This window comes from Amycolatopsis echigonensis (genome assembly GCF_014174495.1).
Classification (GTDB): domain Bacteria; phylum Actinomycetota; class Actinomycetes; order Mycobacteriales; family Pseudonocardiaceae; genus Amycolatopsis; species Amycolatopsis echigonensis.
The window spans coordinates 108,389-134,161 of the sequence record NZ_JACJHR010000015.1 but is presented as its reverse complement, the minus strand read 5'-3'; the positions used below and the strand labels follow the sequence as shown (position 1 = coordinate 134,161).

Sequence of the window (25,773 nt, the reverse complement as noted above, 5' to 3'; positions counted from 1 at the left end):
GCCTAGCGTTCCGTGAGGGAACTTCAAGGAGCCTGACGCCGCCCAAGGGTTCTCCTCGCAGCCCGCCGTCATCTGTGAGGGACCCCTTCGCGGACCTAGATTCCCTCAAGGGCCCCTTCACGGACCAACCCGCCGCCGCCCGCCAAGATCCGCCCCAACGTTGGCATCGCCCACGCAACCCGACCAGCCGCCCAATCCCCGCGCCTACTCCCGAAACCGCAACCCGCGCACTCAACGCGACCAGGCACCCACACCACCCCCGCACCCCGATACGAAGCCTCCCTGCGGTCGGCGGGTGCTTGTCAAGGCATCTTTCCCGCCTTGACAAGCACCCACCGACCGTCAGCACACTCCAGCTTCGGGGTGCCCCCACCCCTCACCCAAGGCAATGTCGCCGCCAGGCGACGAGCCACCCGGCCATGCGATCATCACCCCCAGCACCACACCCCCGGGACCAGGGAGCCAGCATGACCACCGGCCGTTCAGCCCAGCCTGAACGCACCACCGACGCCTCCAGCGGCGAGCTCAACAGCGGCATCCTCCCCGGCAACGTCCGGGCAGACGACTGGATCATGCTCGCCCTCGCCGTCGTCTCCACCGGAATGCTGGCCTGGCTCCTGATCGGCCCGCCGCCGTCGGACATCAGCCGCTGGTTCTTCCTCGCCGACTGCATCGTCTGCGGCATCTTCTTCCTGGAACTCCTGCACCGCTGGCGCAAACAGGCCTGGCGAGCCGCCTTCCTCGCCCGCACCTGGTATGAAGTCTTCGCGATGATCCCGGTGGCCCATCCGGTCTTCGTCGCACACCACCACGTGATCGGCGTGATCCTGCTGATCGTCCGCCTCGGCCGCGCCGCCGACCGAGCCGTGGGCGAGCAGTTCACCTACCGCCTCGTCGACAAACTGTCCGAGCCGATCGTGCACGCCATCAAGAAACCGGTCACGATCGCCGTGCTGGACGAGGTCGTCAAAGTCCTCGAAACCGGGAACTACCCGGAGAACCTCGCCAAATCCCTCAGCGAGAACAAGGCCGAACTCCGCGCCATCATCACCGAGAAGATCTCCGAGGACCCGCAGCTCGGCAAGCTGCGCCGGCTGCCGTTCCACGACGAGATCGTCCGGGCGACCGTCGACACGTCCTTCCGGGTGCTGCTGGAGGTTCTGCTGGACCCGCGCATCGACGACTTCTTTTCCGCCGTCGTGCGCGACAACCGCGAGCAGATCCGCCGCGCGGTCGCGCTCGGACTGGCCGATGTGGACGACTCCTCGCACGAGCATCTCCTGCGCACCCGAACTCAGCGCTCCGCCGTGCACGAGTACGACGCCAGCCATCCACGGCCTTGATCATCCACTGTGGACATACCTACCGTACGCCGCCGGCCGCTGACTCTCCGTTGCGGCACAGGAGATTCGCCGCTGACGCCGAGCGCCGGACGCGTCAACCGCTGAAAGAGTGCACTGTGGTCGCTCGGCATGCGCACAGGTGGCTGGAGTAGGGTGAGATCTCCCGTTCCGTTGCTGCACAAGGGTTGTGTTGGCGCGAGTGCGGGGCGTTCCCGCCGGAGCCGAGGCAGACTGGAACCGGCGGGGAGGTTGAGCGCGGTTTGGAGTCGTGGACGTGATTGATAGCGGGCAGCAGGTACGCAGGTGCCGTCGGCGGGACTGTGCGGAGGATTCCTTGTGGCGCGGACTGTGCTCCGTGCACTGGAACCGCTGGCAGAGCGGCGCGGACGAACTGGAACTTCCGGACGATGACGTTCCCCCGCCGCCCGCGCAGGTCTGGTGGCCGCCGGAGCGCCCGCACGCGCCGCTGAGCAGCCGGATCCTGCCGGGCTCGTAACAGCTTCCGGCGCGCGTCGGACACGGTCGGCGCGCGCCCGGTTACCACACGCCACTGGCGAAGTCCGGATACAGCCGGGTCCCCGGACACGCGGGTCCGGGGAACGACCGGCTTACCGGCGCGAACGCGGGATATGCGGCTCGTCCGGAGCTTCGAGCATCCGCACCAGCCGGGCGCGCGCCACGCGGTACAGCAGGTCGCCGCGCTCGTCCGGGACGACCCGGCCGCCGAGGTCGCGTCCGGTCGCGCGCACCACCACCTCGACCGCCTCGGCGGGCACCCGGCCCGCGAACTCCCCGGCCAGCCACGTGGTGACCTCGTCGGCCACCCGGCTCCGCACCGTCATCGGACACTCCAGTCTCCGCTCGCGGGACCGTTCGGGGCGGCCCCGGCACTGGTCCGACGGCCGCGCCCGGGCACCGTGACGCGAAGACCGGAGAGAAAGTCTTTCCCGGCGGAGCGAAAGAACCCGGTAGTAGGTCACTTCCCGCTCAGCCGAGCGCGTTGCGCGCGATCACCTCCGCATACCACCGCGCGCTGCGCTTCAGCGTGCGCTGCTGGGTGTGATAGTCGACGTGCACCAGGCCGAAGCGTTTCGCGTACCCCTCGGCCCATTCGAAATTGTCCAGCAGAGACCAGTAGAAATAGCCGCGCAGATCAACTCCGTGGGCCAGCGCGTCGTGCGCCGCCCGCAGATGCGCGTCGAGAAACGCGATGCGGTCGTCGTCGGAGACCTCGCCGTCTCGGAGCGTGTCCGGGTACGCCGCGCCGTTTTCGGTGACGTACAACGGCACCGGCGGATAGTCCCGATGTACTTGCAGCAGCGATGCGGTCAGTCCGGAGGGATGCACTTCCCAATCGGAATCGGTGCGCGGCGCGGCCAGGTCCGGGACGAAGTGCACCTGGTCGGCGCCCGGCCATTCCCGGCCCGCCGGGGTGCTGCCCGGACGCGCCGAACCGGCCACCCGGTAGCCGCGGTAGTAGTTCACGCCCAGCCAGTCGATCGGCTTGCCGAGCACCGCCTCGTCGCCGTCGCGCACCACGGCGTCGAAGCCGAACCGGGACAGGTCCTCGCGCAAGTCAGCGGGGTAACCGCCGCGCAGCAGCGGGTCGAGGAACAACCGGTTCTGCAATCCGTCGATCCGGCGGACGGCGTCGGCGTCGGCGTCGTCCGGGGTGTCCGCGACGACCGGGTACAGGTTCAGCGTGATCCCGGACGGGGTGCTCGTGTGCTGCCGGAGCACGTCCATCGCCAGCCCGTGCCCCAGCAGGAGGTGATGCGCCGCGGCCACCGCGCCTTCCGGCGACGTCCGGCCGGGCGCGTGGACGCCCGAGCCGTAGCCGAGCATCGCCGCGCACCATGGTTCGTTCAGCGTCGACCAGCTCGCCACGCGGTCGCCGAGCCGGGCCGCGATGGTCTCGGCGTACTCGGCGAACCGGTAGGCGGTGTCGCGCGCGGTCCAGCCGCCCCGGTCTTCCAGCGACTGCGGAAGGTCCCAGTGATACAGCGTCGCCCACGGCTGGATGCCCGCGGCCAGCAGCCGGTCCACGAGCCGGTCGTAGAACTCGATCCCGCGCGGCTCCGGTTTGCCGTACGGCAGGATTCGCGGCCAGGAAAGGGAAAACCGGTACGCGGCGAGCCCGAGCGAGCGCATCAGCGCCACGTCCTCGGCGTAGCGGCGGTAGTGGTCGGCCGCCGGGTCGCCGGTGTCGCCGCCGGCCACCGCGCCCGGGCGTGCGGCGAAGGTGTCCCAGACGGACGTCTCGCGCCCGTCGGAGGTGGTCGATCCTTCGACCTGGAAGGCCGCCGTGGCGGCGCCCCAGACGAACGCGTCCGGGAACGCGAGCACGTCGGGGATCGGCTGTGCGGACATGGTCACCCTTTCACGGCGCCTTGCATGATCCCGGCCACGATCTGGCGGCCGAGCAGGAGGAAGACGATGAGGATCGGAATCGTGGCCAGCGTGGTGCCCGCGAGCACCAGCGAATAGTCGACGTAGTAGCCGCTCTGCAGTTTCTCGAGCGCCACCTGCACGGTCGGATTGCCCGCGTCGAGCACCACCAGCGGCCACAGGAAATCGTTCCAGGACGTCATAAACGTGAACATCGCGAGGATCGCCGCGGCCGGGCGGACAGCGGGCAGGCACACGTTCCAGAAGACCCGGATCATGCTGCAGCCGTCCACGCGCGCGGCCTCGATCAGCTCGTACGGCAACGCGTCCACTGTGTACTGCCGCATCCAGAACACGCCGAACGCGGTGACCAGGTTCGGCACGATCACCGATTGCAGTCCGCCCGCCCAGCCGAGTTTCGACATCGCGATGAACAACGGGATGATGCCGAGCTGAGTGGGCACCGCGAGCGTCACCACGATGAAGACGAACAAGCCGTTGCGGCCGCGGAAGCGCAATTTCGCGAAGGCGAACCCGGCCAGCGACGAGAACAGCACCGTGGTCAGCGTGACTGTGCCGGACACGATAATGCTGTTGGCCAGCGCCCGCCAGAACGGCACAGTGTCGAACACTCGCGCCGCGTTGGCGAAGAAGTTTCCGCCCGGCAGCAGCGGCGGGATTCGTTCGGTGAGCATTCCGTTGTCGCGGCTTGCCACGAGGAACGACCAGTAGAACGGGAACAGCGAGCCGAGCACGAACACGATCAGCACGCCGTAAGTCGCCTTGCGCGGTTTGCCGAGCCGGGCCGCGCGCGCCCGCAAGCTGGTTTGCGTGGTCATGTCCGCCTCCCCGCGAGCCGCCCGGTGAGGAAGTAGTTGATCAGCGCGATCACGACGATGATCAGGAAAAGCACCCACGCGATCGCGGACGCGTAACCGAGATCGAAGTTCTCGAAAGCGGTCTGGTACAGATACAGCGTCACGGTCTGGAACTGGTGGGTGGAACCGCCGTTGTTCGACCCGGGCATCGCGTCGAACAGTTTGGGCTCGGTGAAGATCTGCAGACCGCCGATCGTCGAGGTGATGGCGACGAAGATCAGCGTGGGCCGGAGCAGCGGCAACGTCACGTGGGTGAAACGGCGCACGGTTCCGGCGCCGTCGATCAGCGCGGCCTCGTGCAATTCCTTCGGAATGGCCTGCATGGCGGCGAGAACGATCAGCGCGTTGTAGCCGGTCCACCGCCAGTTCACCATGATCGCGATGGCGACGTGGCTGGCGAACCGATTGGCCTGCCAGTCCACAGGGGACAGTCCGAGGGTCTGGAGAACGCCGTTGACGAGTCCGTACCGCGGTCCGAACAGGTTCGCGAAGATGATCCCGAGCGCCACCAGGCTCGCCGCGTAGGGCAGCAGAATGCCGACACGCCAGCCGGTCGCGCCGCGCAGCCGCAGCGTGAGCACCGCGGCGAGCAGCACCGCGATGATCAGCTGGGGCACGCTGGAGAGCAGGAAGATGCTGACCGTGTTTTCCAGCGCGTGCCAGAACTGCGCGTCCGCGAACAGTTCCTTGAAATTGTCCAGTCCGATGAAGTCCGGGTTGTCGTCGCCGGCTTTCCAGGAAAACAGCGACACATACGCGGTGTACAGCAACGGGAACATGCCCACGATGGCGAAGACGATGAAGAACGGCGCCACGTAGAGATAGGGCGAGATTTTGACGTCCCAGCGCGCGAGCCGGTCGCGCAGGCCGGGCCGCGGCGCGGCCTGCTGCCGCGTCGTGGCCCGGCTTTCCGGAGCGGCCTTGTCGGTGACTGTCATCGTCAGCGGGTGAGTTTCTTCGCGCCGTCGACCAGCCGCTGCCAGCCGTCCGCGGCCGAAGCACCTTGTTCCACCGACTGCAGCGCCGGGCTGGCCACGTTTTCCTGGATCTGGCCGTCGTTCGGGCCCTTGTACTGCGGTTTCGCGACCTTCTTCGCCTGCTCGGCGAACAGCTCGCCGATCTTCGCGCCGCCGAAGTACGCGTCCGTCGAATTCAGCAGCTGCGGGCTTTCCAGCGCCTTCGTCTGGCTCGGGAAGTTGCCCTTGGCCTCGAACGCCTTGATCTGCTGCTCGGGTGCGGTGAGCCACGCGGCCAGCTCAGCGGCCTCCCGCGGGTGCTTGCTCTGCGTCGGCACCGTCAGGTACGAACCGCCCCAGTTGCCGCCTCCGCCGGGGAACGCCGCGGTGACTGCCCATTTGCCCGCGTTGTCCGGCCCGGCCTGCTCCTTGATGACCCCGAGCATCCACGCCGGACAGACCTTCGTGGCGAACGCGCTCTGCTTGAACCCGGAGTTCCATTCGTTGCTGAACGCGGTGAGCTTGGCCGATTCGCCCTTCGCGACCGCGCCGGTCACCTTCGTCCAGGCGTCCTTGATGCCCTGGTTGGTGTCCAGGGTGAGCTTGTCATTGGTGTCGAGGTAGCCGACCGGCAGCTGGTTGACCATGGAGTTGAAGTTCTGCGCCGCCGAGTCGAACCACGCCTTGCCGGTCTTCGCGGTGTACTGGGCGCCGGCCGCGAAGTAGCTGTCCCACGTGGCGAACAGCGGTTTCACCGCCTCCGGGTCGCTGGGCAGCCCGGCCGCGGCGAGCAGGTCCTTGCGGTAGCACATGGCGAGCGGGCCGATGTCCGTGCCGTAGCCGATGAGCTTGCCGTTTTTGTCTTTGCCCGCCTCGTATTTCCACGAAAGCCACCGGTCCGGCGAAACGTCCGAGGGGCCGATCTTGCTGAGGTCGTTGAACTTCGAGGACTTGCTGAGGATGTCCGACAGGTGGCCTTCCTCGACGGCCTGCACGTCCGCCAGTCCGGAGCCCGCCGCGAGCTTCGTCATCATGTCCTGGGCGTACGGGCCGCCCTGGCCGGTTTTGCGGTGGGTGATCTTGATGTTCGGGTGCAGCCGCTCGTACTCCGGGATGAGCGCCTCGTAGCCGAACTCCGTGAACGTCGCGAGCGTCAGTTCCACGTGCTCGTTCGGCCCGGCCGCCGCGGGCACGTCGCCGCTGCCGCCACCGCCGCACGCCGTGGCGCTCACCGCGGTCATCGTCATGCCCAGTGCCAGCACCAGGCCCTTCCGGAACGTTGTCACCGTCGTCAACCCCTTGGAAGTTGTTCTGGGAGCGCTCCCAGATGCCGAACGAGTGTGTTGCAGGTAACGGGGGATGTCAAGGCCGGAGTATCCGGGAGCGCTCCCGGCTGGACCCGGTTAAGCTGAGCCCGATCGACAGTCAGGGGGTGGGCGGAGTGGTGCCTCGGTCCGAGGACGAGCGGCCGACACTGGAGGACGTCGCGGCGTTCGCCGGGGTCTCGCGGTCCACCGCGTCGCGCGCGCTGAACGACGACGCGTACGTCAGCGCGCGCTCGCGCGAGAAGGTGCTGGCCGCGGCGCGGGATCTCGGGTATTCGCCGAACCAGGCCGCGCGCTCGCTTGTCACCCGGCGGACCGGCGCGATCGCGGTCGTGCTGTCGGAGCCGGAAGCGCGGCTGCTCGACGATCCGTACCGGACCGCGGTGATGCGCGCGGGCTATCGGGAACTGGCCGATGTGGGCTGCCAGATGGTGCTGCTCTTCAGCGACACCCGGGAGGACCTCGGGCGTACCGTGCGGTTTCTCGAGGGCGGGCACGTCGACGGCGTCCTCGTGTTCGCCCCGCACCGCGCCGATCCGCTGCCCCGGGCGTTGCGGTTGCTGAAGCTGCCGACGGTGTTCGGCGGACAGGCCGCCGATCTGCGCCGAGGCGTGCACCTGGTGGATTTCGACAACGAAGGCGGCGCCCGGCAGGCGGTGACGCACCTGGTGGAATCCGGCCGCCGCCGGATCGCGACCATCGCGGGCCCGCAGGACCAGGGCGCTCCGATCGACCGGCTCGCCGGCTGGCGCAAGACGCTCGTGGACGCCGGGATCGACCCGTCCGGGCTGGCCGAGGAGGCCGACTTCACCCTGGCCGGCGGCGCGAAAGCGATGGCGACGCTGCTGGAGCGGGTGCCTGACCTCGATGCGGTGTTCGTCGGCAGCGACATGATGGCGGTGGGTGCGTTGCGGACGTTGTCAGACGCTGGTCGTGCCGTGCCGGGCGATGTCGCGGTGGTGAGTTTCGACGACAACGCGGCGTTGGCTCCGGCGATGACACCGCCGTTGACGTCGGTGCACCAGGATCCGCGTGAGCAGGTCCATGCGATGGTGTCGACGTTGATGCGGTTGCTGGACGGCGAGGATGTCGCGCCGGGGGCGCAGATCCTGCCGGTGTCGCTGGTCGTGCGCGAGTCCAGCTAGCCCGGCTGTTTCCTCAAAGGACAGTCGGTACCCGTGATCGGGCACGGCGTCGCTGTTCCCGCGGCGGACGGTCACACTCGAACCGCGGCCGGCCGGCGCACGAACGCCACGTACAGCGCGCCGGGCACGATGAGGCCGAGCAGCCACGAGATGTCCGCGCCGCCCAGCAGCGGGGCGATCGGGCCGACGAAAATGCCTTCGACGTTGGCGAACGGGATCTGCACCGCGATCCCGAGCACGTAGGCGGCCAGCGCGGGCCAGGCCCAGCGCCCGTAGCGGCCGTTCGGGTCGTACAGCGCCTCGAGGTCGTACTTTTCCTTGCGCAGCAGGTAGAAATCGACCAGGTTGATCGAGCTCCACGGCGTGAGGAAGTACAGCAGGAAGTCGAGGAACAGCACGAAGTTCGACAGGAACTGGCCGCGGCCGAGGATGGCGATCACGGCGCCGACCACGCCGACGCCCGCGATGTAACCGATCCGCGTGGCCTGGGAAAGCGCCGCGCGTCGGCCGAAACCGGTCAGCGCGGTCGCGACGGTCATGTAGCCGCCGTAGATGTTCAGCACGTTCACCGTGAACTTGCCGAGCGCGATGGCCAGCAGCAGCGGGATCAACAACGCTTCGCCGCCGAGGCCGACGACGTACGCGACTTCGTGTCCCTTGAACGCTTTCCCGGCAATGGCGTAGGCCAGCGCACCGAACGACATCGCCCACACCGCGCCGAGCACGGTGCCGCCGTACGTCCACCAGAACGTCGCGCGCACCGACGTCGCCGACGGCAGGTAGCGCGAGGTGTCGGCGACGTACGGGCCGAAGGTCAGCTGCCAGGACGCGGTCAGCGAGACCGCGAGCAGGAACTTCGGAAAGTCGAGGTGCGGCGCGGCCAGCACGGTGCCGAGGTCGTGTCCACTGATCAACCGGATGGTCAGGTAGAAGAAGACGACCACGGACAGCGCGGACGCGAGCCAGCCGAACCGGTGGATCAGCCGGTATCCGACGATCGCGATCAGCGCCGAGGCGAGCGCGTAGACCGCGATCGCGGCGTCCGTCGGCAGGTGCGTGATCTGGGCGACCGCCTGGCCGCCGAGCAGCGAACCGCTCGCGAAATAGCCGAGGTACATCACCACGACGAGCACCAGCGGGAGCGCCGCGCCGTACACGCCGAACTGCGCGCGCGACTGGATCATCTGCGGGATGCCGAGCTTCGGCCCCTGCGCGGCGTGCAGCGCCATCGGAATGCCGCCGAGCGCGTTGCCCACCACGACCGCGACGATCGCCCACAGCGGATGCACGCCGACCAGCACGGTCAGCGCGCCGGTGACCGCCGAGGTGATCTGCGTGTTCGCGGCGAACCACAGGGTGAACAGGCTGCGTGGATGCCCGTGCCGCTCGGACTCGGGGACCGGGTCGATCGAGCGCCGCTCCAGTGTGGCAGCCACGTGCTCCTCCTGCGGTTCTTCGGTGAATTCGCTGGACGAACTCAACGTCAGCGCGGCCTGGCGGCCAAGTAGCAGCCCGGGGATTCTGTCTCGGATCCCAGACTGTGACGCGCTGTCAGAACGTGGCAGCGGACTGCCAGGAGCGTGCGGCCGGGCCGGAGGCAGGCCGCTTGGCGAGCATCCGGCGGAATCCCTCGGCCACGACCTTCGCGCGAAGCGGGAGCACGCCAGCTGAGCTCAGAGGTGGTGCGCTTTGAAGAACTGAAGGATGACCGGGGTGGCGTCGATCGCGGTGGGGGTGTCGGAGTCGTTGTTCGGGCGGGTGCTCGGCCAGACGTGTCCGGCTCCCTCGACCCGGAAATGCACCAGCGAACATCCTGGCCACCACTGCTTCACCACGCTGGGAACTGGAGAAACCGAGACGGGGTAAGGGAAACACCGGTCTCGCGCGGCCCATCCGTTCAGCCAGTCCGGAATGGACGGCAGGCCTTTAGCCGGATTTCCGGAGTAAGGAATGGTGGTGTCGGCCGTGCCGTGGAAGTCGAGCAGCGCGACCTTCCGGCCCGGATCGCAGGCGCCGCCCTGGGGGTAGAACGCGCCGGAGACCGGGGCGAACGCGGCGATCCGGTCGGCCATCCGGCAGGCCAGCACGCCGACGAACCCGCCGCCGTTCGATTTGCCCGCCGCGTAGATCCGCGCCGGGTCCACGCACATCCGGTGCTGCAGCGAGGTGAGGAGGTCGCCGGTGAACTGGACGTCGTCGACGGGGGCCGAGTAGGGCGCGCCGGTCCAGGCGGATTTGCCGTCGGTGCCGGCGACGCCCTGCGGGTACACCGCGATCACGTCCGAGCCGGAGAAGCCGGACAGTTCCTCCTGGTACTCCGCCGTGCGGCCGTGCCCGTGATAGGAGAGGACGACCGGGTACTGCCGGTGCGGGTTGTACCGCGCGGGGACGTAGATCCGGTACTCGCGATCGATGCCGCCGGACGTCAGATGCTCGACCGTCGTGGCACCGGGGTTGGCCACCGCCTGCCCGCATCCGGTCGTCGGTACCGGCTCGGCCGACGCCGGCGCGGCGAGCACCCCGAGCCCGATCGCCGCCGCCAACACGGCAACGCCTGCACGGAAAAGTCCGGACATCCGATCCTCCTCGATCGACGGGCGAGCGCGACCATCGTCACCCCGCATCTACCCCGGACGACCCTTTCGTTCATTGAGTTAACGGCTAGGCTCGCTCGGGTGACGGACGCGGAAGAGTCCTCTGTCAACCGCATCTCCGGCGGCCACTTCGACAAGGTCGTGATGGCCGGGGCGGTGCACGGCGACATCAACGTAGGCCGTTCGGGCGACTCTCCGGCGGACCTGGCCGACCCGCTCATCGCCTCGGTCCGGCTGAAACCCGGCGGAACCCTGGCCGACCTGGTGCTCGACACCGATCCGCCGCAGGTCGCCGTGCCCGGCGGAACGGTCCACATCATCACGGTGGAAGCCAGAACGAACCGTGCCGTAGTCCTGCAATCCGCGCGCGTCGTGGTCGTCTCCCGGACGCCTCCGCGCCCGGCCTGCCTGCAGGTCCGGATCGGCGGGCTCCTCGAACCGCGCCCGTTCACGACCGACTTCGACGCCCCGTCGCCGCGGCTGGTCGCGCAGGGCCCGGACTTCCCGTTCACCGTCAGCGCCACCGACATCGAGCAGTTCGAGATCGAACCGGTCACCACGACGCACGAGGTCGCCTGGCGGCTGGAAGTGGACTGGACCTGCGCGGGCCGCCACGGCACCACAGTCATCGACAACCAGGGCGAGCCGTTCCACGCGTACCCGGTGCCCGTTCTCTTCTCTGGCCGCTCGCCTTCGGTGCTCAGCTCCGGCTGCGACCTGTTCCACGAACGCGGCTGCCCGGCGAACCTGCTCGCGGCGTCGGGTGCTCCCGCTTCGCTCTGGGACCGCGAACAGCCTCCGCCCTATCCCGTGCTGCCGCCGCACTCGGCGACCGAGACCTCCGACCTGGACCTGGACCTGGACCCCGACCTGAAGGAATCGTGGCCCGAATACCGCCGCGTCGCGGTGGCCATCCGGATGTCCGCCGCTCAGCCGGACTTCCGCAGCCACGAACCGCCGGAGTGCCGCGCGCTGCTCATCCGGGTGCTGCGCTACCTGTTCGTCTCCGGCCAAGCCCACCCCGGCGTCGCACTGGGCCGCCTCGTCCACGCTGAATGGACCGCGGAGCTGGGCGAGGACCACCCGGACACCCTCGCCGTCGCCAACCGTCTGGCCGGGTGCCTGATCGGCACCACCGATCATGCGGAGGCGCGCGACCTGCTGGCGGAGCTTTTGCCCCGGGTCAGCCGCGTCCTGGGCGAGGACGACCCGCTGACGCTGACCGTCGCGAACAACCTTTGCGTGGTGTACCTGAGGTTGAACGAATACGAACGCGCCCGCGAGCAGACGGAGGACGTCCTGGCCCGGAGCCGCCGTGCACTCGGGCCGGACGCCCTGGGGACCCTGCGGACGACTGGCAACCTGGTGCAGATCCACCTCCGCCTGGGCGATCGCGCTTCGGCCCTGGCTGTGCTGGAGGATCTGCTGCCGAGGTGCCGAAGGGCGCTGGGGGAGGACCATCCGCAGACAGTGAGCGCTGCGGCGGTGTTGGCTCAGGTACTGGCGGAGGAGGGATGAACCCGCCGCTCACGCCAGGTCAAGGTCGACAAAACCCCTTGCCCGCCAACACTCGCTCGACCGAAGCCGTCACCTGGGCAGCCGGCAGTTCCCCGCTCTCCACCGCCCGCTGCAGCCGATCCACGACCGCCTTCACGTCGTTGTGCCCGGACGAGAACAACGCCTGATCAGCCCCCGCCTGCAGCGCCTTCACCACCGCATCCGGCAACGCGAACCGGTCCGTGATCGCCTTCATCCCGCCCAGATCGTCCGTGATCACCGGCCCGGTGAAGTGGAACTCGTTGCGCAGCAACTGATACGCCTCAGGCGCCAGCGACGCCGGCTCGTCCCCGGTCAGCCCCGGCACCTCGAGATGCCCGACCATCACCCCGACCTGCCCGTACTCCGAGATATCGCGGTAAGGCACCAGATCAACGCGACGCAGCTGGTCGAGCGGCGGCGTCGTGACGGTTCCCCGGTGCGAGTCGCCGGATCCGTGGCCGTGGCCCGGGAAATGCTTGAGCACCGGCTGCACCCCGCCCGCGCGCAGGCCCTCGGCGAAGGCCATCGCGTACTGCCGCGCCTTTTCCGGGTCCGGGCTGTAGGAACGGTCGCCGATCACCGCGTCGTCGGGTTCGTCGCTCACGTCCGCGTCCGGTGCGTAATCGACGGTCACCCCGCGTGCTCGCAGTTGCTTGCCCCGCTGCTCGCCGATCGCGCGCACCTCGTCCGGCGTCTTGGAGGCCGCCAGCTGCCGGGCGCTCGGGAGCGAGCCGTCGAGGTCGTCGATGCGCTGCACGCGACCGCCCTCCTCGTCGACCGCGACCGAAACGGGGATCTTCGCCGCCCGCTGGACGCCGTCGAGAGCGTCATTTTGCAACAGCGTGGTCTTTTTGTCTCCCACGAAGATCCCGCCGACCTGCTGCGTCCGCACGAGCTCTGCGACCGCCGCCGGATCGCCCGCGTTGACGCCCGGCACCACCAGCTGCGCCACCCGCGCCCGCGGATCCATCGCCGACACCGCCGACGCGCACGTCAGCTGTCCCGGCGCGGTCTGCGAAGGCGAAGTTGACGCAGGTGGAGCGGCTTGCGGCGAACTTCCCGTGCTCGGCGCGACGAGCGGGCCGGACGTCGCTGTTCCGGAAACGGAACGATCCCCGGAACACGCGGAAAGCGCACATATGAGCGTTAACGCGCTGACGGCTCCTGCGGTGCTCCAGCGGGGTCGTGCGTGCGCCTTCATCATTTCCTTTGGCAGTCCGGACAGGTCTCCGTGACGGTAACCGAACCCCACCGGCGGCCCCAACTTCACGCTGTGAAGAATGAGCGCGTCCCGACTAGAGATTTCGTGAAGCCGCGGTAGGCACACTGGCTGGCACACGACAGGCGAGTGCTCTGCACCGGGGAGGCAGCGATGAATCAGGTCAAGGTGGCGGCGTGGGCTTCGGACCCGATCACCCTCGCGGGCCTCATCGACCATCTGCGCACGCGTCGCGAGGTGCGGGTGATGCCGGGCCAGCAACGCGGTGAAGCCGCGGTGCTCGTCTTCGCCGCGAACCGCGTCACTCGCGAGGTGAAGGCGGCGCTGCGGGCCGCGGCCTCGGAGACCCCGGCGGCCATTGTCTTCATCGCCGGATACGTCGACGCCGACGATCTGGCCGAGCTGGCTGCCTGGCACGTCGCCGCGGTGCTGCCGCGCGACGCGATCGGCGGCGACCAGCTGGTGCGCAGCATCGTGGCCGCCGCTTCCGGGCGCGAGACCTCGATGCGCGATCTGCTCCAGCAGGCGGAGACCCTGCGGCGGGGCGGCGAGGCGACCACCCTGTCGCCGCGCGAGGTCGACGTGCTGCGGCTGATGGCCGAGGGCTGGGATACCGCGGAAATCGCGAACAAGCTCTGCTATTCGGAGCGGACCGTGAAGAACGTGATCTACGGCATGACGAACCGGCTCAAGCTGCGGAACCGTCCGCACGCCGTCGCCTACGCGCTGCGCGCCGGAGTGATTTGAAGGATGCTCACCACGTGCGAAAGCTGACCCGGCGTCCGGCCGTTGCCGCGCTCGCCGCCGCATTCCTGTTACTGGCGGCCGCGTGCGGTTCCGCCGCGTCCTCGGGAAAGATCACGCTCAGCGTGGCCACGTTCGGCGAGTTCGGCTACGCGCCGTTGTTTGCGCAGTACCAGAAGGACCATCCGAACATCGAGATCCGCAGCCGGGTCACCGATTTCGACACGCATTTCAAGAGCCTCGCCACGCAGCTGGCGGCCGGGCGCGGCGCGGCCGACGTCGTCGCGGTCGAGGAGCAGTACATCCCCAAGTACATCCGGGCCAAGGACAAATTCGTCAACCTCGCCGATTACGGCGCGGACAAGCTGAAGCAGCAATGGGCGCCGTGGAAGTGGGCGCAGGGCACCTCGGGCGATTACGTCTTCGGGCTCGGCACCGACATGGGCAGCCTCGCGATGTGCTACCGCCGGGATCTGTTCCAGCAGGCCGGACTGCCCACCGAGCGCAAGGCCGTCGCGGAGCTGATGCCGGACTGGCAGGGGTACGCGAACGCCGCCGCCCGCTTTACCGAGAAGCTCCCGAACGTGAAATTCGCCGATTCGGCGGGCACCGTCTACACCGCGATGCTCAACCAGTCGCCGGAGAACTACTTCTCCGCCAAGGACGATTCCTACATCGCCGACCGCAACCCCAGCGTGCGCAACGCTTTCCAGTTGTCCGGCGGTCTCGCGCAAGCCCATGAAACCGCCGGCGCGACCACCTACACGCAGGCCTGGAACGTCGCGATCAAACAGGGCAGCTTCGCGACCATCGCGTGTCCGGCCTGGATGCTCACGCAGATCAAGGAAGCCGGCGGCGACGCGGTCAGCGGCAAATGGGACGTCACGACGGTGCCGGGCAACAGCGGCAACCAGGGCGGTTCCTTCCTCGCCGTGCCGAAGCAAAGCGCGCACCCGAAGGAAGCCTACGATCTCGCGCAGTGGCTGACCGCGCCCGCGCAGCAGAAACGGCTCTTCCTTTCCGACGGAATCCTGCCGAGCGAACCGAGCGTGTACCAGGACCCGCAGGTCGTCGCGCACACCGATCCCTATTTCTCGAACGCGCCGGTGGGCCAGATCTACGCGGCGTCGGCGGACCGGCTGCGGCCGAACTACCGCGGCCTGCACGACGCGGACGTGCGTCCCGAATTCGGCCGGGCCCTCGGCCGGATCGAGGACGGCAGCGAAAACGTCGAGCAGGCGTGGGCCGACGCGGTCCGGATGGGCCGCGACGCGATCAAGTAGCCGTCGTGGACCGCAAGCTCACCCCCTACGTCTTCATCCTGCCGTTCTTTGTCCTTTTCGGACTGTTCGGCGCGTTCCCGCTCCTGTACACGTCGTGGGTCTCGCTGCACCGCTGGGATTTGCTGTCCGGCCCGGAAGGCGGGCTCGGCCTCGCGAATTACGTGGAGCTGTTCGGCGACCCGCGGTTCTACAACGCGCTTTTCAACACCGTCAGCATCTTCCTGCTCGCCGCGATTCCGCAGTTCTTCCTCGCGCTCGGCATCGCCGCCCTGCTGAACCGGCCGCTGCGGGCGGCGACCTGGTGGCGCGCCGGGCTTTTGCTGCCGAACCTCGTGTCCGTGGTCGCCGTCGGGCTGGTGTTCGCGCAGCTGTACAGCTCGGGCTACGGCGTGGTCAACGAGGTGCTCGGCTGGTTCGGCGTCCCGCCGGTTTCCTGGCAGGCGCACCAATGGTCGTCGCATCTGGCGGTGGCGAGCATGGTGATGTGGCGGTGGACCGGCTACAACGCGCTGATCTACCTGGCCGCGATGCAGGCGGTGCCCCAGGATCTGTACGAGGCAGCGGCACTCGACGGCGCCTCGCGCTGGCGGTCGTTCTGGTCGATCACCGTGCCCGGCATCCGCCCGACGATCGCGTTCACAGTGGTCGCCGGCACGGTCAACGGGCTCCAGCTGTTCGCCGAGCCGCAACTGTTCGACGCCACCGGCAATAGCGGCGCGGGCGGCAACGACCGCCAATTCCAGACGCTCACGATGTATCTGTACGAAAAAGGCTTCGGCAAATTCGACGCCGGGTACGCCGCGGCATTGTCCTGGGTGATGTTCCTGATCTGCCTGGTGTTCGCGATCGTCAACTACCGGCTCGTGCGCCGGTTCGTGGGCGCGCCGTGATCCGCCGGGGCCGGGCCGGAGCCTGGGTGTACGCGGTGCTGGTGGGGCTGGTCGCCTCATCGCTGTTCCCGCTGTACTGGTCGTTCGTGGTGTCCACCCGGGACAACGCGGCGATCGGCGAGACCTCTCCGCTGCTGCTGCCCGGCGGCCATCTCTTCGACAACATCCAGCGCGTCTTCACCACCGTCGACTTCTGGCTCGCGATCGGCAATTCGCTGATCGTCGCCACGACGGTGATGGTGTCCAATGTGGTCCTGTCCAGTTTCGCGGGCTTTTCCTTCGCCCGGCTCCGGTTCCGCGGCCGCAACACCCTCTTCCTCATCGTGATCGGCTCGGCGATGGTGCCCGCACAGCTGGGCGTCGTCCCGCTTTACCTGGTGGTGAGCGACTTCGGCTGGTACGGCCGGCTCGAAGCGGTGATCGTGCCCGCGCTGGTGAGCGCGTTCGGCGTGTTCTGGATGCGCCAGGCGTGCGAGGGCTCGATCGACCAGGACCTGGTGGACGCGGCCACTGTGGACGGAGCGTCGATCCTGCGCACCTTCTGGCACGTCGCGGTCCCGGCGATCCGTCCACAAGCGACCGTCCTGGCCATGGTGACCTTCCTCGGCGCGTGGAACGACTACTTCTGGCCGCTGGTAGTCCTCGACCCGGCGCAAACGCCGACTGTGCAGGTGGTCCTGTCCCAGCTGGCCAGCGGCTACTTCACCGACTACGCCCTGATGCTGACCGGCGCGACGCTGGGCGTGCTGCCGGTGATCGTGCTCTTCTTGCTGCTCGGCCGGAACCTGGTGCGCAGCATTTCCACCGGTCTGACGAGGGCGTAACTTACGAGAGGTAACGCCCGAAGAACCCGGCGATCGCGGACGGCAGCTGGTCAAGGGCGAAGCGGACGCCCGCGCCTGCCGCTCGTCGGCAAAGACCCCGGACGATCGTCAACCCGTCCGTCGCGCCACGGTGGTGGCCAGCTCGCTGCGCGACGGCGCGTCCAGCTTCCCGAGCAACCGCACCACGTGCGCCTGGACCGTCCGGCGCGGCAACCGCAGTTCCGTCGCGATCTCCGGATTGGACCGGCCGGCGGCGACGAGCCGGGCGATGCGGACTTCCAGCGCGGACAGCGATTCCCAGCCGCGCTCGGGCCGCGCCGACGCCAGCGAAGCCCCGCGCTGAACCCCGACCGCCTGCAACCGAGTCTCCGCGTGCCGCAGGTTCCACGCCGCCGAGAGTTCCGTGTACAGCGAAGCCGCCTCGTCGAACGCGGTCTGCGCGGCGTCCAGCCGGCCGACTCCGGCCAGCAGCACCGCGGCGTCTTCCAGCGCACTGGCCAGTTCCGGTTTCCGCCCCACCGCGCGGAAATGCTCCACCGTCCGCAGCACCGGCTCCGGATCCTCGCCCAGCAACCCACGACACCATTCAGCCGCCGCGAACGCCCGCGCCGGTTCGAGTTCTTTCTCGGCTTCTTCGACGCATACCGCGAGCGCCCGCTCCGCCGCTGCCCGGTCGCCCGCCGCCAACGCGATCTGCGCGAACTGCGGCAACCACTGATGTCGCAGCATCATCTGCGCGTACGTCGGATTCAGGATCGGCTCGAACACGGTGATCGCCTTCTGCAGATCACCCTCCTGATAGGCGACCAGCGCGTGCGCGGCGAGCAAAAAGTCGAAACTCTCCCGCTCGGCACTGGTCGCGGGCGCGTGCTCCTCCGCCGCGTCCAGCAGCGCGGCCGCCTGCGCGTGCTCGCCTCGCCGGGCAGCGATGAGTGCCGCGACCCCGTGCAGCAGCAGTGCCGCGGCACCCGGTTCGCGCAGGCCGAAGAAGGTGATGGCCGGGCCGTCCTCGGTCACCGTGTCCAGCTCCACCAGCGCTTCGTCCCACCGGCCTTCCCAATACCGGTGCACCGCCACGGAAACCTGGAGCCCGCTCGGCATGCTGTGCCGCCGCGTCACCTCGGCGGCCTCCTGCAGCGTGCGGTTCGCTTCGTCCAGCCGGTCGAGGTTCTGCAGGGTGAAGACGCGGTTGTCCAGCAGATCCAGGTGCAGGTCGGCCAGTTCGTGCTCGTCGCCGACCGCCGCGATCGCCTCGTCGACGTGCTTCAGCGCGCTGGCGTGGTGCCGCCGCACGGAATCGACCAGCCACAAGGTCTGCAGAGCGTGCGCGGTGAGGTAGCCGTCGCCGTTCGCCTCGGCCCGGGCGCGATGCGCGTTCTCCTCCGCGACGTCGAGGTCGTCGAGCCCGCCGCGCCGGAAGTTCGCCAGCAGGTGGCGGCCCCGGACCCGCCACAGTTCCGGGACCCCGGGGTCCTCCGCTGGATTCCCCAGCGTCTCCACGGCCAGCTGCACGTCGCCGCGGCGGAACCGCATCGCCGACACGACGTGGCGCATCTCCGCCGCGTTGTCCGGATCGCGGGACGCCTCAAGCGCTTGCAGCGCAAGGTCTTCCGGGCTCCGTTCGAGCCGGAACAGCACCCGTACGAGCGCGACGAGCAACGGCTCGCGGCGCGGATCGTCGTCCTCGACCACCGCCAGCGCGCGCTCCAGCAGCTCGACCGCGATCAGCGGGGCCCGGTTCGACACCGCGCTCTGGTGCTCCACCAGCCAGTCCAGCACCCAGGGGTCCACAGTGGACGGAACGGCCACGAGCTGCTCGGCGACCCGCTTCACCGGCGCGCCGATCTTGGCCAGCGCTTCGGCCGCCTGCCGGTGCTGCGCGGCCCGGGTTTCCGGCGGCAGATGGCGGTACAACGTCTGGCGCAGCAACGGAAGCCGGAACGCGAGCTGGGTTCCGGTGTCGAGCAGGATGTTGTCCGCCACGGCGGCTTCGAGCGGGCCGAGCAGGTCCGACGGACGCTGTCCGAGCACCGCCGCGATGTCGCCGACCGCGAACTCCATGCCGAGGATCGCGCCCCAGCCGAGCACGTGCCGGGTCTCCGCGGGCAGCAGCTCCAGCCGCCGGTTGACCGCCGCGACAATCGATTCCGGCGGCTCGAACCGCAGTGGATCCGGGACGTCGGCAAGGCCGTCGCGGTGCTCGACCGCGTCCGAGTGCACCAGCGCGTCCAGCATTTCCTTGAGGTACAACGGATTGCCGCCGGCGCGCGCGATGAGATCGCGCAGCCGCGGCCCGGGGTCCGCACCGATCTGCCGCCGCAGCAGGCGCAGGACGTCGTCCTCGCCGAGCGGACCGAGATCGAGCACGACCCCGTCGCGCGTTTCGACGCCCCGGCGCAGCTGGGTCATCTCCGGGCGCTCCGGCACCGGACGCGTCGCGGCGACCAGCAGCAACGGCAGCTGCCGGGCGGCCGCGGACAACCGGTGCCACACCAGGACACTCGGCTCGTCCGCCCACTGCAGGTCGTCGACCACGAGCAAGAGCGGCGATTCGGCGCACAGTTCGTCGACGAGCGCCAGCAGCCGGTCCACCGAGTCCAGCACCGGGTCGCCGACGCGCCGCACCGGCTCCTCGCTGTTCAGCGCGACGCGAGCCCGGCGCGGATCCGGTGAATGCGGGTCGATCGCCAGGCATTCGTGCATGACCTGCAACGGGAACCGCATGCTCAGCTCGTCCGCGGCGACCCAGGCGACCTGCAGGCCCCCGGCGTCGCCGAACGCGTGCGCCAGCAGCTCCGACTTCCCGATCCCGGCTTCGCCCTCGATCCACACCGCCCGGCCGCGGCCCGCGCGGACCCCGTCGAGCAGCTGGTGCAGCTTGCCGACCTCGGTTTCCCTGCCGAGCAACGGATCCCGCGGCGCACGCACGACCGACGCCGGCACCGCTGGCCGTCGAAGATCCAGCGCCGGGTCCTCGGCGAGCACGCGCTGGTGCAGTTCGCGCAGTCCTGGCCCGGGCTCCACGCCCAGCTCGGCGCGGATCGTGGCCCGGGCGTCGCGGAACACGTCGAGCGCGTCGGAATGCCGGCCGCTGCGGTAGAGCGCGAGCATCAGCGAGGCCCGCAGCGATTCGCGCAGCGGGTATTCGGCGGTCAGTGCGGTCAGCTCGGCGATGATCTCCTGGTGGCCGCCCATTTCCAGCTTGCTGCGGGCAGCCCGGTCCAGCGTGTCCAGCCGCAGCTCGGCCAGATATGCGCGGTGCCGCTCGGCGAAATTGCCGGGAACCCCGGACAGCGCTTCGCCGTGCCAGAGCTTGAGCGCGGCGCTGAATTCGGCCACCGCCCGGTTGTGCGCGCCGGCCTCGGCCTCGCGTTTGCCGTTCTCCCGGTGCTGCTCGAACTTCGCCGCGTCCAGCGCTTCCGGCGCGAGGTCGAGCGTGTAGCCCGCCGGGCCGGACCCGAGCACGGTCGACGCGGACCACCGGGTGCGTTCCGGCTCCAGAGCGCGGCGGAGCCCGGAAATGTAGGTGTGCACGCTGCCTTCGACACTGGCCGGCGGCGAATCGCCCCAGACGCCCGCGATCAGCTCGGCGCGGGGCACCGGCCGTCCGGCGGCGACCGCGAGCATGGCGAAGACCGCCCGCTGCCGCGCGGGTCCGAGCGAGATTTCGGTCGTCCCGCGCCAGGCGCGCAACGGGCCGAGCGCCGTCACCCGCACATCCCCTGGCATGCCGTTCCATTCGCCGTGTTGACCGAGTCTACCGATCGATCATGGACGCGAGTCCACCCCGGTTCACTCTCCTGCCGCACGCGCGCGGACCGGACTGGCCCGCCGGATGCCGTACGGCTGCATCCGCGTCTCGGCCCGCCGGACGTCCCACGCCGCGCCGACCGAGGTGTAGCTGGTGAGCGCCGCGAGGAAAGCCATGCGCGCCTCGTCCAGGCGGCGGTACTCGGCGAGCAGGATCGCGGCGTCCTCGCTGGCCCGAGCGTGCTTCAGCATCCGCCCGGCGGTCTCGTAGTGCGTGGCGGCGCCGAGGATCGCGTCCGGATCGGCGGTGACGAGGCCCCGGCAGTGCGCGGTCGCCGCGGTGTGCGACGGGGGAGTGTCGTAGCCGCTGGTGTCGCCCATCAGCCGCAGCGCCCGGAACGCGTGCGACTGATCGCCGAGTTGCATGGCGAGCCGGGCGAGGTCGGGCAGCCATTGCTGGCGGGCCGCGGGCGGATAGTTCTGTTCCAGCAACGGGAGAAGCGCGGCGAGCGCGGCCTCCGGGTCGCCTTGCAGCTCGGCGAGCTGGGCGCGCGCGGCGAGCAGGTAGTCGCCGCCGTTCGGTTCGAGACCGTGCGGGAACTGGTGCCGGGCCGCGGCGTCGAGATGGGCGCGAGCCTCGTCCGGCTCGTCCCGGTGACTCGCGATCAGCGCGCCGACCCCGTGCACCAGCAACGCTGATCCGGGGCTGCGCAACACATACGACGCGGTTTCCGCGCCGCCGCGGATCACCGTGTCGAGTTCGGCGAGCGCTTCGGCCCAACGGCCGCGCCAGTAGTAGTGCACCGCGCCGGCCAGGTGCATTTCGCCGGGCACCGCCCGGATCGCGGCCAGCCGGCGCGCGGTGCTCAGGTCGGCGTCGTTGTCGAGCCCGTCCAGCACGCCCAGTTCGGACAGATCCGGTGCGGCCGCTCGATGGTCGACCGCGAACCGTTCGATGGTCGAGCGCAGGGTCTCGTGCCGTCCGCGCCACATCTCCGGCACCTTCGGATCGGCCAGCGTGCGGCGGACTTCCGCGGACGCTTCGGCGAATTCGCCGCGGCGGTAATAGATGTAGGCGAGGATCCAGCGCATTTCCGCGGCCTGCCTGCTGTCCTTGGTGCGTGCGACGACCGACCGCGCCTCCGCTTCCGGCTCCCGGCCGAGCCAGAACAGCAGCCGGGCGAGCGTGGCGGTGAGCGGTTCGCGGGCCTCGGCGGGCAGCACGGCCTGCTTGACGACCTGTTTGAGCAGGTCCACCGCGGTCCGCGGCGACTGCGCGGCGACCGTCCCGATGTGCTCGACCAGCCAGTTCGCGACCCACGGGTCCACCTGCGCGGGCGCGGCGGCCAGCTGCTCGGCGACGCGTTCCGCACCCGCGCCCGCTCCGTCGAGCGCCTCGGCCAGCTGCCGGTGCAACGCGACGCGCATCGCGGCCGGGGTCTTTTCGTACAACACGCGGCGCAGCAACGGATGCCGGAACGAGAGCAGATCGCCGGACTCGACCAGTACCCCCGCGGTGAGCGCCTCCTCGACCGCGGCGACGAGCGCGGTCGGCGCGCGTTCGGTGACGATCGCGATGTCGCCGAGCGAGAATTCCTTGCCCAGCAAGGCCGCCCAGCGCAACAGGTCTCGCGCGGAGCTGGAGAGGAAGATCAGGTACAGCGTGATCCGCGAGCCGAGCGGCGACGGGATCGAGCGGCACGAGGTACCGTCGACGATCGCGTGCGCGCCGTCCAGCAGGATCATCGAATTGGCGAGCAGCGTTTCGACGATTTCCGTGGCGTAGCGCGGATTTCCGGCGGCGTGCCCGAGCAGCACCGAGAACATCCGGTTCGGCGGCGCCCCGGTGAGGTCGGCGGCGATCTTCCGGATCTCGTTCTCCGGCATGGGTTCCAGCCGCAGCAGCGAGGTCGCGCCGGACGCCAGCTCCGCGGCCAGCGCTTCGAGCTCGGCCGAGCTGGGGAGCGGACGGCTCGCTCCGACGAGCAGCAACGGCAGCCGCCGGGTCTCGCGGGCGAGGTGCTGCCACACCTGCAGCGTGGTTTCGTCGGCCCACTGCAGATCGTCGACCACGAGCGCGAGCGGCCCGTCCGCGCAGAGCTGCCGGACCAGTCCGAGAATGCCCTCGACCGGGTCCTGGTCCGGGTTCTCGGCGAGCGCCACCGCCAGTTCCGCGCGGCGCAGATCCGAGGCGCGCGGGTGCACGCCGAGCGCGTCCAGCAGCGGACGCAAGGCAAAACCCTGGTCGAGCGAGTCGGCGGCGGCGAACAGTGCGGGATAACCGCTTTCGTGTGCCAGCGCGACGGTTTCGGCCAGCAGCGCCGTCCGGCCGATTCCCGGTTCGCCCTTGACCCACACCGAACGGCCGAGGCCACCGCCGAGACCGGCGATGGCCTCGTTGAGCACTCGCAGCTCTTCTTTCCGCCCGACAAACGTCGCCGGGCGCGGCGGCAGCACCGGCAACGGGAAACGGGGGACTTTCGTGGCCGGCGCGGGGGTGACCGCCTCATCGGCGGAAAGCAGCTTCTCGTAAAGCTCCCGCAGCGCGGGCCCAGGCTCGGTTCCGGACGCTTCGATCAGCCGCTCGCGCAGTTCGGTGTAGACGGTGAGCGCCTCTTGGCGTCGGCCCGCCTGGTCGAGTGCTCGCATGAGCAGACCGTGCAGCGGCTCGCGGAACGGGTGTTCCGCGGCGAGTTCGCCGAGCTGCGTGACGAGCCCGGCCGAGTCGCCCGAGTCCATCGCCAGCTCGGCCCGGCGTTCGACGGTGGCCAGCCGGAGTTCCTCCAGCCGGACCCGCTGCGCGGTCGCGTAATGTCCGGACAGGCATTGCAGCGGCGTGCCGTCCCATTCCGCGAGAGCCTCGTCGAGCACGCTCCGCGCCTCGGCCCGGCGTCCCTCGGCGAGCAGCTGGTTGCCGAGGTCGCGCAGGGCGCTGAAGCGGTGGACGTCGATCTGCTCCGGTTCGACGCAGAGCGAGTAGCCGGATCCGGTGGAGGCGATCAGCCGCGATTCGGCCCCCTTGCGGCGGCCGGGTTCGAGGACGCGGCGCAGCCCGGAGATGTAGGTGTAGATGCTCCCTTGCGCACTGGCCGGTGGCGCGTCGCCCCACACTGCGTCGATGAGCGCTTCGCGGGAGACGGTGCGGTTCGGGGAGAGGGCGAGCACCGCGAAGACTGTGCGCCGATGAGCGGACCCGAGGTCGAGCTGCCGGTCGCCGAGCCAGGCTCGCACCGGTCCGAGCAGCTGGATTTCCGGCGCCGGGACGCCGCCGGATGCCGACATCGGTCTCCCTTCACGCGCTGACGGATCGTCACACGCCGGATGCCTCTGGTGAGCTTACGCCGAAAAGGTGACGTGGAGGGACTGCCCCAGGTTGCTTCCGCCGGTCTTGTCCAGCGAATTGTCCGGTGGACATCGTCGGGCGGGAGGACCGGCGGTGAACGCTGGGCAAACCGGCGGGGCGCTCCGGCAGGCACACCTGCCGCGACAAAGGGGCATCGGGCCCGCGCTCCGGTTTCCGGACGGGAATCCCTGCGGCAGCCTCGATCGCGGACCCGCGCGCCCGATCGCGGCTACGACGTGCGGACGGTGAGGAGGAGGCGTGGACCCGGTTCCGGCCCCGGCGGGCCTGCCAGAGCAGGCCGAGAGGTTCGCGGCGGCGATCGACGCCGCGAACGCCTGTCTCGGCACGGTGAACAGCGAAATGGCGGCGCTGCAGGCGTCGTGGCGCGGCGAGGCCGCGGTGCGGTTCGGCCAGGCGATGAACGATTGGGAGCAGCAGTTCGATCGCATCCTCGGAAGTCTGGCAGACCTCGTCGACGTCGCGCGCGGGGCGGCCGCGCCCGTCGCCGCAAACTGCTCAGATGAGCGCGTGCGGGGCGCCGACCGACCATGAGCGGAGACCCCGGCTTCGAGCAGGCCGCCGAGGTGCTGTCCCGGATCCGCCGGACGACCGGCGACCTCGGCGCGGTGCTCGCCGAACTGGAGTCCGCGGTGGAACCCGAGCTGGCCGGCTGGCCCGCCGCGGCGCGGGCCCGCTATCGCGAGGCCAAACGGGAGTGGGCCACCGCGCTGGACCGGATGCCCGAATGCCTCGACCGGGCCGCGCAAGCGGTCCGCGAGATCGCTGCCGAAGACCCGAAAAGAGCCCGCTGAACAGCGAAAACCTCGGTTTTCTTCACTGGCCTTCACGAGCGCGCCAGAAAACGTGAAGTCTCGCCCGACACACTGCCTCCAGGCAATGCGGAAAGGGGCAGTCGTGAAGCTCGTCAAGGTCGCAGTGCTCGCCTCGGACCCGATCACCCGGGCCGGAGCGGCGAGCCTGCTCGGTTCGCGCCCGGAGATCGCCCTGCTCGGCCAGGACGCGGCGAGCCAGGCGGACGTGGTCCTCGTGATGGAGGAGCACGTGACCGAGCGGGTGCTCTCGCAGGTGCGGGACCTCGGCAGGCAGTCCGAGCAGCTGACCGGACCGCATCTGGTGATCGTCGTCGACCATTTCCGCGAGAGTGACCTGATGACGGCCGTCGAATGCGGCGTCGTCGCGATCCTGCCGCGCCGCGAAACCGGCGGCGGCGAGCTGATCTCGGCCGTGCTGGCCGCCGGGGACGGCACGGCGACGCTGCCGCCGCGGCTGCAGGGCGCGCTGCTCGCGCAGGTGCAGCGGATGCGCCGCGACGTGCTCGAGCCGAACGGCCTCACGCTGTCCGGGCTGGCGTCGCGCGAATGCGACGTGCTGCGGCTGGTCGCCGAGGGCTACGGCACCGAAGAGATCGCGACGAAGCTCTGTTATTCGGAGCGGACGGTCAAGAACGTGCTGTACGGCCTGATGACCCGGTGCGGTCTGAACAACCGGGCGCACGCCGTGGCGTATGCCTTGCGCGCCGGCGCGATCTAAT

21 protein-coding genes are annotated in these 25,773 nt (G+C 69.6%); 11 read left to right on the top strand and 10 right to left on the bottom strand.

Annotated features, from left to right (window positions below):
* Positions 1-467: 467 nt before the first annotated feature.
* A complete protein-coding gene (locus H5411_RS13520; RefSeq protein ID WP_183123945.1) occupies positions 468-1,343 on the top strand; it encodes an ion transporter in 876 nt (291 codons plus the stop codon).
* Between the two features lie 355 nt (positions 1,344-1,698).
* On the top strand, positions 1,699-1,839 hold the full coding sequence (locus H5411_RS47015; protein WP_220816877.1) for a hypothetical protein: 141 nt from the start codon (positions 1,699-1,701) through the stop codon (positions 1,837-1,839).
* A gap of 112 nt (positions 1,840-1,951) precedes the next feature.
* On the opposite strand, the gene H5411_RS13510 is transcribed toward H5411_RS47015, so the two are convergent.
* From H5411_RS13510 to H5411_RS13490, 5 genes are all read right to left on the bottom strand, one after another.
* Positions 1,952-2,185: a hypothetical protein gene (locus H5411_RS13510; protein ID WP_183123943.1), complete on the bottom strand. Its 234-nt coding sequence runs from the start codon at positions 2,183-2,185 to the stop codon at positions 1,952-1,954.
* A gap of 145 nt (positions 2,186-2,330) precedes the next feature.
* Entirely contained in the window at positions 2,331-3,713 is a 1,383-nt protein-coding gene (locus H5411_RS13505; protein WP_183123942.1) for a GH1 family beta-glucosidase, read from the bottom strand.
* Between the two features lie 2 nt (positions 3,714-3,715).
* Complete coding sequence (locus tag H5411_RS13500) at positions 3,716-4,570, bottom strand: carbohydrate ABC transporter permease (RefSeq protein WP_101437719.1); 855 nt, start codon at positions 4,568-4,570, stop codon at positions 3,716-3,718.
* Positions 4,567-5,547, bottom strand: a complete 981-nt coding sequence (locus H5411_RS13495; RefSeq protein ID WP_183123941.1) for a carbohydrate ABC transporter permease — start codon at positions 5,545-5,547, stop codon at positions 4,567-4,569. The genes H5411_RS13500 and H5411_RS13495 overlap by 4 nt, the downstream gene beginning before the upstream one ends.
* A 2-nt stretch (positions 5,548-5,549) precedes the next feature.
* Positions 5,550-6,812 (bottom strand): ABC transporter substrate-binding protein, encoded by a 1,263-nt coding sequence (locus H5411_RS13490; RefSeq protein WP_220816902.1) that lies wholly within the window; start codon positions 6,810-6,812, stop codon positions 5,550-5,552.
* 194 nt (positions 6,813-7,006) lie between these two features.
* Between H5411_RS13490 and H5411_RS13485 the strand changes: the two genes are divergently transcribed.
* Positions 7,007-8,035 carry a LacI family DNA-binding transcriptional regulator gene (locus H5411_RS13485; protein ID WP_183123954.1) on the top strand — a complete coding sequence of 343 codons (1,029 nt, stop codon included), beginning with the start codon at positions 7,007-7,009 and terminating at the stop codon, positions 8,033-8,035.
* 71 nt (positions 8,036-8,106) lie between these two features.
* On the opposite strand, the gene H5411_RS13480 is transcribed toward H5411_RS13485, so the two are convergent.
* Together H5411_RS13480 and H5411_RS13475 are read right to left on the bottom strand one after the other, a co-directional pair.
* The gene (locus H5411_RS13480) at positions 8,107-9,471 is read right to left on the bottom strand and encodes a purine-cytosine permease family protein (RefSeq protein WP_183123939.1); all 1,365 of its coding nucleotides are present in this window, start codon (positions 9,469-9,471) and stop codon (positions 8,107-8,109) included.
* 237 nt (positions 9,472-9,708) lie between these two features.
* Complete coding sequence (locus H5411_RS13475) at positions 9,709-10,611, bottom strand: CE1 family esterase (protein ID WP_183123938.1); 903 nt, start codon at positions 10,609-10,611, stop codon at positions 9,709-9,711.
* A 99-nt stretch (positions 10,612-10,710) separates the two neighbouring features.
* Here H5411_RS13475 and H5411_RS48930 point away from each other — a divergent pair, with 99 nt between their 5' ends.
* Positions 10,711-12,147: a tetratricopeptide repeat protein gene (locus tag H5411_RS48930; protein ID WP_220816874.1), complete on the top strand. Its 1,437-nt coding sequence runs from the start codon at positions 10,711-10,713 to the stop codon at positions 12,145-12,147.
* Positions 12,148-12,166: 19 nt separating this feature from the next.
* Here H5411_RS48930 and H5411_RS13465 read toward each other — a convergent pair whose 3' ends face one another.
* A complete protein-coding gene (locus tag H5411_RS13465; protein ID WP_167441998.1) occupies positions 12,167-13,138 on the bottom strand; it encodes a glycoside hydrolase family 3 N-terminal domain-containing protein in 972 nt (323 codons plus the stop codon).
* Positions 13,139-13,540: 402 nt separating this feature from the next.
* On the opposite strand from H5411_RS13465, the gene H5411_RS13460 reads away from it, so the two are divergent.
* From H5411_RS13460 to H5411_RS13445, 4 genes are read left to right on the top strand one after another with little or no spacing between them, the layout of a single operon-like run.
* On the top strand, positions 13,541-14,134 hold the full coding sequence (locus H5411_RS13460; RefSeq protein WP_101437723.1) for a helix-turn-helix transcriptional regulator: 594 nt from the start codon (positions 13,541-13,543) through the stop codon (positions 14,132-14,134).
* 14 nt (positions 14,135-14,148) lie between these two features.
* Complete coding sequence (locus H5411_RS13455; RefSeq protein ID WP_183123937.1) at positions 14,149-15,414, top strand: extracellular solute-binding protein; 1,266 nt, start codon at positions 14,149-14,151, stop codon at positions 15,412-15,414.
* A 5-nt stretch (positions 15,415-15,419) separates the two neighbouring features.
* Positions 15,420-16,304 (top strand): carbohydrate ABC transporter permease, encoded by an 885-nt coding sequence (locus H5411_RS13450; RefSeq protein WP_167441999.1) that lies wholly within the window; start codon positions 15,420-15,422, stop codon positions 16,302-16,304.
* Complete coding sequence (locus tag H5411_RS13445) at positions 16,301-17,128, top strand: carbohydrate ABC transporter permease (protein WP_376772140.1); 828 nt, start codon at positions 16,301-16,303, stop codon at positions 17,126-17,128. The genes H5411_RS13450 and H5411_RS13445 overlap by 4 nt, the downstream gene beginning before the upstream one ends.
* 108 nt (positions 17,129-17,236) lie before the next feature.
* Here H5411_RS13445 and H5411_RS13440 read toward each other — a convergent pair whose 3' ends face one another.
* A complete protein-coding gene (locus H5411_RS13440) occupies positions 17,237-20,857 on the bottom strand; it encodes a BTAD domain-containing putative transcriptional regulator (RefSeq protein ID WP_183123936.1) in 3,621 nt (1,206 codons plus the stop codon).
* Positions 20,858-20,920: 63 nt separating this feature from the next.
* Positions 20,921-24,160: a BTAD domain-containing putative transcriptional regulator gene (locus H5411_RS13435; RefSeq protein ID WP_183123935.1), complete on the bottom strand. Its 3,240-nt coding sequence runs from the start codon at positions 24,158-24,160 to the stop codon at positions 20,921-20,923.
* Between the two features lie 319 nt (positions 24,161-24,479).
* Here H5411_RS13435 and H5411_RS13430 point away from each other — a divergent pair, with 319 nt between their 5' ends.
* The 3 genes from H5411_RS13430 (at position 24,480) to H5411_RS13420 (ending at position 25,772) form a co-directional block, all read left to right on the top strand.
* The gene (locus H5411_RS13430; RefSeq protein WP_183123934.1) at positions 24,480-24,773 is read left to right on the top strand and encodes a WXG100 family type VII secretion target; all 294 of its coding nucleotides are present in this window, start codon (positions 24,480-24,482) and stop codon (positions 24,771-24,773) included.
* Positions 24,770-25,033: a WXG100 family type VII secretion target gene (locus H5411_RS13425; RefSeq protein ID WP_101437730.1), complete on the top strand. Its 264-nt coding sequence runs from the start codon at positions 24,770-24,772 to the stop codon at positions 25,031-25,033. Before H5411_RS13430 ends, H5411_RS13425 begins: the two co-directional genes overlap by 4 nt.
* 103 nt (positions 25,034-25,136) lie before the next feature.
* Positions 25,137-25,772, top strand: coding sequence for a response regulator transcription factor (locus H5411_RS13420; protein WP_183123933.1), 636 nt, complete (start codon positions 25,137-25,139; stop codon positions 25,770-25,772).
* Position 25,773 lies beyond the last annotated feature (1 nt).